At 60.9% G+C, this 10665-nt stretch carries 8 protein-coding genes and 2 pseudogenes; 7 read left to right on the top strand and 3 right to left on the bottom strand.

Translation table 11 applies throughout. The annotated features are described in order from the left end of the window. Positions 1–82 precede the first annotated feature (82 nt). Together JHD82_RS27445 and JHD82_RS27440 are read left to right on the top strand one after the other, a co-directional pair. Positions 83–475, top strand: coding sequence for a hypothetical protein (locus tag JHD82_RS27445; RefSeq protein ID WP_199139948.1), 393 nt, complete (start codon positions 83–85; stop codon positions 473–475). A gap of 273 nt (positions 476–748) precedes the next feature. After that, positions 749–1045: a hypothetical protein gene (locus JHD82_RS27440; protein WP_233174916.1), complete on the top strand. Its 297-nt coding sequence runs from the start codon at positions 749–751 to the stop codon at positions 1043–1045. A gap of 60 nt (positions 1046–1105) precedes the next feature. Here the strand turns inward: JHD82_RS27440 and JHD82_RS27435 are convergent, their stop codons facing one another. After that, a complete protein-coding gene (locus JHD82_RS27435) occupies positions 1106–2377 on the bottom strand; it encodes an IPTL-CTERM sorting domain-containing protein (protein WP_233174915.1) in 1272 nt (423 codons plus the stop codon). Between the two features lie 243 nt (positions 2378–2620). Beyond that, a pseudogene (locus JHD82_RS30525) lies at positions 2621–3040 on the bottom strand (hypothetical protein); the annotation flags it as partial. 408 nt (positions 3041–3448) lie between these two features. On the opposite strand from JHD82_RS30525, the gene JHD82_RS30520 reads away from it, so the two are divergent. Both JHD82_RS30520 and JHD82_RS27425 read left to right on the top strand, forming a co-directional pair. After that, complete coding sequence (locus JHD82_RS30520) at positions 3449–3844, top strand: hypothetical protein (protein WP_374191671.1); 396 nt, start codon at positions 3449–3451, stop codon at positions 3842–3844. Continuing rightward, positions 3841–5007, top strand: coding sequence for a PBSX family phage terminase large subunit (locus JHD82_RS27425; RefSeq protein ID WP_233174914.1), 1167 nt, complete (start codon positions 3841–3843; stop codon positions 5005–5007). Before JHD82_RS30520 ends, JHD82_RS27425 begins: the two co-directional genes overlap by 4 nt. Before the next feature lie 50 nt (positions 5008–5057). Here JHD82_RS27425 and JHD82_RS27420 read toward each other — a convergent pair whose 3' ends face one another. Then, the gene (locus tag JHD82_RS27420) at positions 5058–7676 is read right to left on the bottom strand and encodes an IPTL-CTERM sorting domain-containing protein (protein ID WP_199139944.1); all 2619 of its coding nucleotides are present in this window, start codon (positions 7674–7676) and stop codon (positions 5058–5060) included. A 602-nt stretch (positions 7677–8278) separates the two neighbouring features. Between JHD82_RS27420 and JHD82_RS30400 the strand changes: the two are divergent. From JHD82_RS30400 to JHD82_RS29990, 3 genes and pseudogenes are all read left to right on the top strand, one after another. Beyond that, positions 8279–9625 (top strand): annotated as a pseudogene (locus tag JHD82_RS30400) (LPD38 domain-containing protein). Beyond that, positions 9520–9846 (top strand): LPD38 domain-containing protein, encoded by a 327-nt coding sequence (locus JHD82_RS30340; protein ID WP_269848166.1) that lies wholly within the window; start codon positions 9520–9522, stop codon positions 9844–9846. The pseudogene JHD82_RS30400 and the gene JHD82_RS30340 overlap by 106 nt, the downstream one beginning before the upstream one ends. 71 nt (positions 9847–9917) lie before the next feature. After that, on the top strand, positions 9918–10154 hold the full coding sequence (locus JHD82_RS29990) for a hypothetical protein (RefSeq protein WP_233174913.1): 237 nt from the start codon (positions 9918–9920) through the stop codon (positions 10152–10154). The last annotated feature ends 511 nt before the right edge of the window (positions 10155–10665 follow it).

Here is a 10665-nt window from a genome sequence, read left to right as displayed (position 1 = left end):
CCCCCCCCCCCCCCCCCCCCCCCCCCCCCCCCCCCCCCCCCCCCCCCCCCTTTTTAGATGTGTATAAGAGACAGATCGTAGAGTGGCTGCATATGAAGAGATAGAAAAATTGATATTACTAATTAAAACTGCAATAGTTGACGTTGATGGTAATCCTTACCATATGCTTTTCTCAGATGACGATGCACATCAGAAGGTTTGGAATGTTATTCATAAATCAATGTCTCAGGCGCTATGGATTTCTGATGATATTTTTAAAAGTATCCGAGAGTTGAACAAGATATTTTATGCAGGAACTAATGCAAGCTCAAGTTTGATTGAGTTCGGAAAGTTAAATTATTCATTTGTTGCGGAGCTTCGGACTAGGCTTGAAAAGCTGCATACACGCGACATGCTTGTGTTGCATGATGTTCCCGGATTTTTGAAGGGGAAAAGAATTTCCAATGACTATGAGCCTATTCCGGAGCGAAGATAACTCTGTTTTTGATGGGCGAGTCTGATGTTTATATAATTTTTGATTTAGTATCTATAATTAATGGCGGTTTTAGAATAAATATTCCGCTTCTGAATTTGTAGGTGGGTAGATGGACACATAAAGTGTCGTCGCCAAGCGTTTGCTGCGATAGGGCACGCGCGCTCTGTTGTTTACTTGCACGGGCTCTCGTCGCTCCCGTAGGACTTTCGCCACCGAAATCTTGCCCAGGGACGGACAGCCTGCAGCCCGCTGCTGGCCCAACATGAAAGCTCGATGAAACAGGAGCAACGAATGGCGATTTCAGAAAAGATCCAGGACCTGCGCAAGTGGGATGACTCTCGCAAGGGATTCACGGGAGAGCACTGGTTGGTGCTCGGTGCTGGCCTCTTGGCGCTGCGCCACGCCCGGCGGGCGGAAAGTGGCATGAGCCGCCTTGTGAGTGGTGCTCTGGGTACTGCACTCATCGCGCGAGCTGCAACAGGCCGCGACGGTGTGCAGGGAACGGCAGAGGGCTTGGCTGCAAAGCCCACGCTGGCCGAGCGCCTGCAGATCGCCGCACGCCGCCTGTAGACGCACAGACAAAGAAAAGGCCCGCGGTTGCGGGCCTTGTTTTTTCAGGTCAGTTCTTTATCAGCGCTGACGACGCATGCGGCGCAGGCCGAACAATGCCAGCAGAGCCGACATCAGGATGACGCCCCACTCGCTCAGGGAGGGAATCGCAGCCGCGCCGCCGGCTGGAGCTGCTGCCAGCACGGGCACGAGTGGGTCGGCGATCACGCCCACAGCAGGGTTGGTGTCACCAGGGCCGTTGTCCGTGATGGTGTAGGTCACCGTGGTGCGCGCGCCGTTGACGACGACATTCAAGGGGGTGGCAGGATCAAACCAGCCTCCGACACCATCGGGTTTGCGGAACTGCACGCCTTGGGGAAGAGCGCTGGGGTACGTGAGTGTCATCGTCAAGGGAGCCGTGCAGTTTTCAGCGCTGAACGCAAATTGGCCGTTGGGTGCTTGCAGACCAGGCGGCGTAGATGCCGCGGGCCCGAAGCCGCCGCCAGTTTGCAGCGTGCAGGTGGGACCGCCGCCGGACATCGTGGCAGTCGGCGTGCCAGCCATGCCGGGCACACTGCCGGGGGCACTCGCCAGTTCCAGTTTGCGCGGGGTGGCTTGTACAGCGGGGGAGGGCGTGCCGGTAGTTCCGTTGGTTGCCGCGATGGAGAAGTTGTAGACGAAGCCATTGGTCAGGCCGACCACGACGATGGGTGATGCCGTTCCTTGCTGAGTGACTACACCAGGCGCGCCCACGGGAGTCGCGGTAACGATATACCCGGTGATGGGGTTGCCACCGTTGGATGCAGGAGGAGTGAAGGTAACGGTTGCCTGGCCGTCACCTGCAGTGACGTTGCTGATCGCGGGAGCTCCAGGTGCTGTTGCACTCACCGTGAAGGTCTGAGATACCTGAGGTGCGGGCGCGTAGCTTCCGCCGCCATCTTGGTTCGCATTGATAGTGCAGGAGCCAAGGGCCACGAATGTCAGTGCGCCGCCAGTAGAGGTGGTGCAGACATTTGTGGTGGAAGATGTGAAGGTCACAGGCAGGTTGGAACTGGCCGTTGCGGTCAGTGTTGGCGTGGTGCCGAAGTTCTGGGCACCGGGGTTTGAGAATGTGATGGTTTGGGCTTGCTGACCATTCACTAGGACCCCGGAGGTTGCTCCTACATTTGCCAAGGTCAGCACAGCATTGGTGCCACCGCTCGTCATCGTGCTCCCATTGAGAGCGATAGACGATCCCAGCGTTACGCCATCTGCGTCAACATCTCCTGGCTGCACGGTGTATGTAAAGGTCAGCGTGGAAGTGTTGCTGCCGCTGACGAAGTTCGCTTGCCTGGAGGTCGCGCCAATCGTCAAGGGGATGGAGGGCGGGCCCCCAGCTGTGACCGTGACGGGGGCGTTGTAGGTGACATTGAACTGCAGGCTCTGCCCAGCGGTGTAGGTTCCGTTGGCAGGGACGCTGACAGATTGCACGGAGGGGGCTGAAGCGGCCAGCGTGTAGTTCAGTGTCTTTTGGCAAGCATTGGCGTCTGTGATCGTGACCCAGTATGAGCCCGCACTCAGCCCGCTTGCCGTGGCTGCCGTACCTCCAGATGGTGCCCAGGAATACGTGTAGCCAGGGGTGCCTCCGGTAGGCACGACGGTCGCGCTGCCGTTGCTGCCTCCTCCAACCGGATTCACCTGAGACTGAGTGCCTGAGAGAACCGCTGCAGGTCCTCCGACAGTCGCAGTCGCCGTTCCCTGCAGGGTGTTCGAGTCTGTCACCGTGACTGTATATGTGCCTGGCTGCAACCCTGATGCAGTGGCATTTGTGCCGCCAGAAGGTGCCCACGAGTAGTAGTAGGGCGGTGTGCCGTTCTGGATGTTGAAAGCGGTAGCGGTGCCGTTGCTTCCCCCATAGCACGAGACGTCGGTATAGGCCGCAGACACTGTCAGCGACTGAGCGCCGGCAGTGCCTACATACGCGGCAAGTGCAACGACGCTGCTCAGAGCCAAGCCGCGGAAAATTCCGGAAGACATATTGATCCCCTTATTTATAGCAATCGACTCGCTACCTGTAAGCGCTGGATGCCGAATCGACCTTCGGCTACCGAATGCAGCGGGAATTGTAGAAATTTGTGTCTTTTGTGTCCATAACTGAAACTTGGTAGCCGCTTGAGCAAGGAAAAGAAACAAGCGCCGCAGTGGGAGCGCATCGAGTTGGACTACAGGGCGGGCATCAAGAGCCTTCGGCAGATCGCAGCAGAGCAGGGCATCAGCTAGGGAGCGATCCGCAAGCGCGCGAAGCGTGACGACTGGAGCCGGGACCTGTCGGAGCGCATCCAGGAGAAGGCCGAGCAACTGGTACGCAAGGAGGCGGTACGCAGTGAGGTACGCGCGGAGCGTACTGCGTCCGAACGTGAGGTGGTGAATGCGAATGTGCAGGCTGTGGCCACGATCAGGCTGGCGCACAGGCGGGACATCCAGAGGGCGCGCAAGATCACCAACGCGCTGCTGGATGAGCTGGAGCAGATGGCTGACGCGGACACGGTGGCCTACCTGCAGGAACTGGGCGAGATGCTGCGCTCGCCCGACGACAACGGCATGGACAAGCTGAACGACCTCTGCCATAAGGTCATAAGCCTGCCGGAGCGCTCCAAGACCATGAAGGTGCTGGCCGAGAGCCTGCGCATCGTGGTGGACATGGAGCGCCAGGCCTTCGGCATGAACGACAAGGACGCGGGCAAGGGGCCGAACGGCGGCGGCAACGTGGGCCACTTCGAGCTGCATTTCGTGGACGCGCCTGCGCGTGAGCACGATCCACGGGACGGGGAGGGCGCATGAACCTGCTGTCCACCAGCCTGCAGGCCGCGCACCTGGCGGATGATGAGCCGGACTTCGCCGAGGACTACGAGGTAGACCGCTCGCGCGTCCGGGTCGAGCTCCCCGCGAAGCTGCGCGGCCTGTTCCAGCCAAAGCGCTTCAAGGTCATGTACGGCGGGCGCGGCGGGGCCAAGTCCTGGAGCGTGGCCATGGCCCTGCTGGTGATGGGCAGCAATCGCCCGCTGCGCATCCTGTGCGCGCGCGAGATCCAGAAATCCATGCGTGACTCGGTGCACCGCCTGCTGTCGGACCAGATCGCGGCCCTGGGCCTGGGCGGGTTCTACGAGGTGCTGGACACGGAGATCCGCGGCGCCAACGGCACGCTGATCCTGTTCGCGGGCCTGCAGAGCCACACGGTGGACTCGATCAAGTCCTTTGAGGCCATCGACATCGTGTGGATCGAGGAGGCCCAGAGCGTCAGCGCCCGCAGCTGGGAGGTGCTGGTGCCGACCATCCGCCGGCCTGGTTCGGAAATCTGGCTCACGCTCAACCCGGACCTGGCCACGGACGCCACCTATGCGCGGTTCATCGATGCGGCCGACGGCGACACCTGGCGGTGCGAAATCAACTGGCGGGACAACCCATGGTTCCCCGAGGTGCTGGAGAAAGAGCGCCGCCGGCACTTCAAGCGCGACCCGGACACCTACTGGAACGTGTGGGAGGGCCAGCCCAAGCGTACCGTGGCGGGCGCGATCTATGCCAAGGAGGTGGAGCGCCTGTACAACGACGACCGCGCGTGCCTGGTGCCCTATAACCCCAAACTGCCCGTGCACACGGTCTGGGACTTGGGCTGGGCCGACAACATGGCCATCGCCTTCGTGCAGCGCCCGGCCATGGATTTCCGCGTCATTAACTTCATGCAGGACAACCAGAAGACGCTGGAGTGGTATGTGGAGCAGATGGAGAAGCTGCCGTACCGCTGGGGCACGGACTTCCTGCCACACGACGGCGCCCACGGTGACTTCAAGACCGGGCAGACGGCCCAGCAGATCCTGGAGGACATGGGCCGCGAGGTCGAGGTGCTGGAGCGCGCGGGCCTGGAGTCGGTTATGGCAGCAAAGGCTGATGGGCGTGCAGCTGATGCAGCCCTGATGAGTGATTCCTGGCCCAACATGTCGCGTTGACGAGCGCGCGGGCGGGCAAAAGGAAACGCCACCCGGAGGTGGCTTGTGTCTCAGACTTGTCGTCGCCGCATTCTTGACAGTCCGAACATTGACATCAGCGCCGACAACACGATGAGGCCCCACTCAGAAATCGTGGGAATTGCGTGCGAGGCTGCAGGTGCCGCCAGCAACATGGGCGCGAAAGGATCCGTGATCACGCCCGGCACGGTGGTCTCGTTGTCGCCCTCGCCGTCATCCGTGACGCTGTAGCTCACCGAATTGCCATTGACAGCCAGGTCCGGCGGCGTGAACCAGCCGACCTGCATGGGCGACTGGCCGTGGGGGCCATATTTTTGCATCGTCAACCCCGCTAGGCTGCCGGCCGGGTAGTCCACCTGCACCTGGAGCTTGGCGCCTGCGCAGCCGGTGGTACTGAAGAACAGCGCACCCACTGGGAAGGATGCATTCGCCGGTGCACTGGGAATGCCCGACGCACTGATGCGAAGGGTTCCGGGGGACACCGTGCAACCCGCCTGGGTGCTGGTGACCAGTACGGACGCACTGCCTGCGTTGCCGGGCAGCGGTACGGTTTCGGCGACCGGTGCTGTCACAGCTACCGAATAGGCCCGTGAGCCTGTGGCGCCGTTGGCATCCGTGGCCGTCACTGTAAAGCTGCTGGTGCCGCTGGAGGAGGGGGTTCCGCTGATGGTGCCCGTCGATGTATTGAGGGACATACCTGCTGGAAGGCTGCCTGAACTGATGGTGTAGCTATAGGGAGCGGTGCCACCCGACGCGCTGATCGTGGCGCTATATGTGGTGCCTTGGAGCCCTGCGTTCAGGGAAGCCGGCGCCACAGCCAAGGTCGGGGCACTGACGGTGATGGATACCGTGGCCGGGCTGGATGTGCCGCTGGTATTGGTGGCGGTGTAGGTGAAGCTGTCCGGGCCTGAGTAACCGGTTGTCGGTGTGTAAGTGACGCTGGTCCCGCTGGCCGTGGCAGTGCCGTGGCTGGCTGCGCTGGCGATGGCCACGCTAGTGGCGGCGCCGCCGCTGAGATTCAGTGTGATGGGGTTGGCACTGCTGTTGGCAGCAACCGTGGCGCTGACGGTGCCGGCGACGGGCGCTTGGGCATTGATTGCAAATGTGTAGGCTCTTGATCCCGTGGCACTGTTGGCATCTGTGGCCGTGATGGTCAGGTTGGTGGTACCACTGGAGGAGGGCGTGCCGCTGATCACTCCGGTGGAGGTGTTCAGGCTCAGCCCGATGGGAAGAGTGCCAGCGGTAATGGTGTAGGTGTAGGGCGCCATCCCACCGGAGGCAGACAAGGTAGTGCTGTAGCTTGAGCCGGTCGTGCCGTTGGGCAGGCTGGTAGGAGTTAGCGCAATTGTCGGAGCGCTGACGGTGATGGATACCGTGGCCGGGCTGGATGTACCTGTGGCATTGGTGGCGGAATAGGTGAAGCTGTCCGGGCCTGAGTAGCCTGCCGTGGGTGTGTAAGTGATGCTGGTCCCGCTGGCCGTGGCAGTGCCGTGGCTGGCCGCGCTTGCGACCGCCACACTGGCAGCAGCGCCGCCGCTGAGATTCAGCGTGATGGGATTGGAACTGCTGTTGGCGGCTACTGTGGCGCTTACTGGTCCAGCGACAGGCGCCTGGGGAGCGATCATGAATGTGTAGGCTTTTGATCCCGTGGCACTGTTGGCATCTGTGGCGGTAATGGTCAGGTTGGCGGTGCCACTGGCGAAGGGCGTGCCGCTGATCAATCCGGTGGAGGTATTCAGGGCCAGTCCGGGAACAAGACTTCCAGCGGTAATGGCATAGGTGTAGGGTGCGGTCCCCCCCGATGCCGAAACGGTGCCGTTGTAGGGGAAATTGACGAAGCCGTTGGGCAGGCTGGCCGGGGCTATGGCAAGGATCGGGGCACTGACCGTGATGGACACCGTGGCCGCGCTGGAGGTGCCGCTGACATTGGCGGCGGTATAGGTGAAGCTGTCTGAGCCCGAATAACCTGCCGTCGGTGTGTAAGTGACGCTGGTTCCGCTGGCTGTGGCAGTGCCGTGGCTGGCTGCGCTGGCGATGGCCACGCTGGTGGCGGCGCCGCCACTGAGGCTCAGTGTGATGGGGTTGGCGCTGCTGTTGGCTGCGACCGTGGCGCTCACTGCCCCTGCAACAGGCGCTGGCACGTTGTAGGTATATCCATTGGTAAGAGTGGCCGAACCGCCAGGCGTAATGACCGCAACATTCACAGCGCCTGCAGCGTGGGCCGGCGTGGTGGCCGTAATTGTGGTGGCGTTGTTGACGGTGTAGCCCAAGGCAGCTGTACCTCCGAAGCTGACTGCAGTGGCGCCCGTCAGATTGGTACCGGTGAGCGTGACCGAGGTGCTGCCGGCGGTGCTGCCGCTGTTGGGGGCGACGTTCGTCAGCGTGGGCACAGCGGAACTGGTGACCAACAGGTGATACGTGGCCACACCACCGTCGTTGTGGCCGTCATTCAGAGTGATGCTGAAGGTATACGCGCCGGCTGTGGTGGGGGTGCCATGCAAGACCGTGGTCGCCGAGCCTGGCGAAGCGTCCAGTATGAGCCCTGGCGGGAGGCAAGGCGTCACTCCGTCATAGTCTGGGTCGTTTGCGTCACACTCTACCCACTGGTCCAAAGGCATTGTGCCCCCTATGGACGATATGGGGATGCTCATGGACTGTCCTACGGCGATGGTCGGTAGCGTGCTTCCTGACGCTGGGTTCGTGATAACCGGAGCTGCGGCATGCGCGCAAGTCAGCAGCAAGAACAACTGCATAAAAAGAACGGCGATCTCTCGAAAAAACCAAGGTAAGAGCCTTATTTTTTGCGGAATTTTAATCATGTAGGCCATTGCTAGTTACCTGATTTAAGGTTTGGAGGAATGTTTTTGCTATTGAGGATATCTTCTCAATGGTTGAGATCAAGTCGCGAAAGGAAACATGGCTTGAATGCACTCGTTGCTGTCAATGGCTAGAGTAGCGCTCAGTGATTTTAGTAATAAAAAGTATATTTTTCTATCACTGATTTCTGTGCAAATGGCCAGCGTCGTTGGGTAAGGATGGTTGTCGGCGGATTTTTCACGATGTTCCCCACTCGTACCAAGCATGCCACCCTGCCGTGATCCAAACCACGTAAGGACGCACACATGAGCTTGAACGACGACCCTGAGCCTCCTGTCCGACGCCGAGCGCGAGGCTATGGAAGCCGACGAAAACGACTACGACCCCGAGGAAGACAACGCTGCAGTGCTGGCTGCCCTGGGTCGCTGCCCTCTCGATGCGGAAGTGGTGGAAGAGAGCAACGACGACGCGGCTGACTCGTGCAACGGCATGGCCGGCTACCGGCCTGGTGCGCACGAGGGTGGACCACGCGGCAAAGCTGCGCGCCAATGTTGTGTCCGTGCGGATAGGCGGCAAAGACCAGTACATCGTGCTCAACGAGCGCAACGAGAAAGCCGTGCGCCTGGCCATGGCCATGAAGAACATGGACACCATGGAGCTGGACAGGTTCACGGGGGGCGCGGCCTGGATTACGTGCTGGTTCGCATCCGTCAACACTCAGTACAACCCGGTGTTCGGCGTCATGAACCTGGCGCGCGACCTGCAGGGCGCCATGCTGCAGCTGTCCACCACGCCGCTGGCTGGCAAGCAGGCCGAGGTGTTCCGCAACATCCGGCGCAACACCCGCTCCTTCTACAAGGATCTGCGCCGCGAGCGCCGGGAGGAGGGCGCCGGCACAAGCGAATGGGCCAAGTTGTGGGAGCATCTGCAGCTGGACGGCGGCACCACCGGCTACCGTGACCTGCACGCCGATCCCAAGGACTGCGCCAAGGCACTGCACAGGGCGCTGGACCAGGTGGGCGAGGGCAAGGTGGTTGGCAACGGCCGCGCACTGCTCGCCTGGCTGCCGGGCTTCCATGAGACCCTGGAAGCCACAACGCGCCTGGGCGTCTACAAGGCTGCGCTGGACCAAGGCATCAGCCGCCAAGAGGCCGCGAGCATCGCCAAGAACATCACGGTGAACTTCAACCGCAAGGGACGGAACATGCCCGTGGCCGGCGCGCACTTCGCTTTCCTGAACGCGGCGATTCAGGGCAACAAGCGCATGCTGGAGACGCTGGCTGAGCCGGCCGGGCGCAAGGTCATGATGGGAGGGGCCCTGGGCATGGTGTCGGCCATGGCTGGCTACCTGATGATGGGCGGCGGTGATGGCGCCGACGACGAATGGAAGAAGATCCCGGACTTTGTGGAAGAGCGGTCCATCATCATTCCGCTGGGCCGGCAGGACTGTGTGGCCATCCCCCTACCGTTGGGGTTCGATGTTTTCCCCAACATCGGGCGCGCCATCGTGGAGATGGCCGTGCACGACGACCCGACCAAGAGCCGAATGGGTCACGTCCTGGACATGGCCGTGGTGGCCATGGATGCGTACAACCCGCTGGGCTGATCTTCCAACTTGAAGCAAATGCTGTCGCCAACCTGGTTCGACCCCGCTCTGGCGTTGATCGATAACAAGGACTGGACGGGCCGGGAAATCTACAGGGAAGACCGCAGCTCCAAGGACCCCAAGCCGGGGGGGGCGCCCGGGCCAAGGACTCGACCGCAGCGCCATTTCGGTGGGTAGCCACCGCTGCGAATGCAACCACAGGCGGCAACGAGTGGCGGCCAGGTGCCTTCAGTCCCACGCCCGAGGCTATCGAGTACCTGTTCGGGCAGATCACCGGGGGGTGGGCCGGGAGGCTTCGAAGGTTGTCGGCATGGCGACAGCGGCCTGGACGGGGGAGGAGTTGGCCGCGCACCAGCTCGTCCTGGTCGGCCGGGTCTATGGCAATTCGCGCGGCGTGAACGGACAGAGCGCTGGCTAATACGAGAACGTCAAGCGCATCAACGTCAGCATGGCCTAGACGAAGGGGCGGGTGGAGCGCGGGGAGGAAGCCGATGCGGTGCGGCTCGATATGCGGCTGGCCCAGCTGGACGGGGCTGCAGGCTTGGTCGACAAGCATATATCCAACTTGGTGAAAGCCCGCCGGCGGATTCAGGCCAGCGATGAGCCGAGCAAACGCGATCAAGTCAAGGCGATCAATCTTGAGATTGAGATATCAATGCGGCAGTTGAATAGTCTTGTGGAAGATGTTCTGGCTCGGATGCGCTGAATATATAATGAGATAGGAGTGCTTGATTGATTCTTTTGTATCGAATCTAGATGAATCTTTCAGTCTTCCGTAGTGCTGTGTCAATCTAAATTATCCTATAGGGAGCAAGGCTTTGAAGAGAAATATAATCGGTGCCATAATTTTCTTTGTATCTATTTCGACGGCATATGCGGCGGGAGTGGTGGAGCAAATATCTACGCCATATCATGTGAGTGTAAGTGGCTGGGCATGCGATAGCGCTGCCCCTGATGATTTAATTGAAGTGGAAGTTTGGCGGGGAAGCTTATTTGTTGGGTCGTTGTCCGCAAATGGGTTTAGAGAACCCGCAGTTGCAACAGCGTGCGGAAGCAGCCATTCAAATCATGGGTTTAATCTGTCTCTTATACACATCTGACGCTGCCGACGAAATGCGAACAGTGTAGATCTCGGTGGTCGCCGGATGAGGAACAAGGGGGGGGGGGGGGGGGGGGGGGGGGGGGGGGGGGGGGGGGGGGGGGGGGGGGGGGGGGGG

This window comes from Delftia sp. ASV31, assembly GCF_016428765.1.
Lineage (GTDB): Bacteria > Pseudomonadota > Gammaproteobacteria > Burkholderiales > Burkholderiaceae_C > Comamonas > Comamonas acidovorans.
This window is presented reverse-complemented; position numbering and strand designations above follow the sequence as displayed.

Excerpts from the sequence above, each read along its gene's own strand:
- JHD82_RS27420 (WP_199139944.1), bottom strand. The coding sequence starts at position 7,676 with ATGAGCATCCCCATATCGTCCATAGGGGGCACAATGCCTTTGGACCAG.
- JHD82_RS27440 (WP_233174916.1), top strand. The coding sequence starts at position 749 with ATGAAACAGGAGCAACGAATGGCGATTTCAGAAAAGATCCAGGACCTG.
- JHD82_RS27425 (WP_233174914.1), top strand. The coding sequence starts at position 3,841 with ATGAACCTGCTGTCCACCAGCCTGCAGGCCGCGCACCTGGCGGATGAT.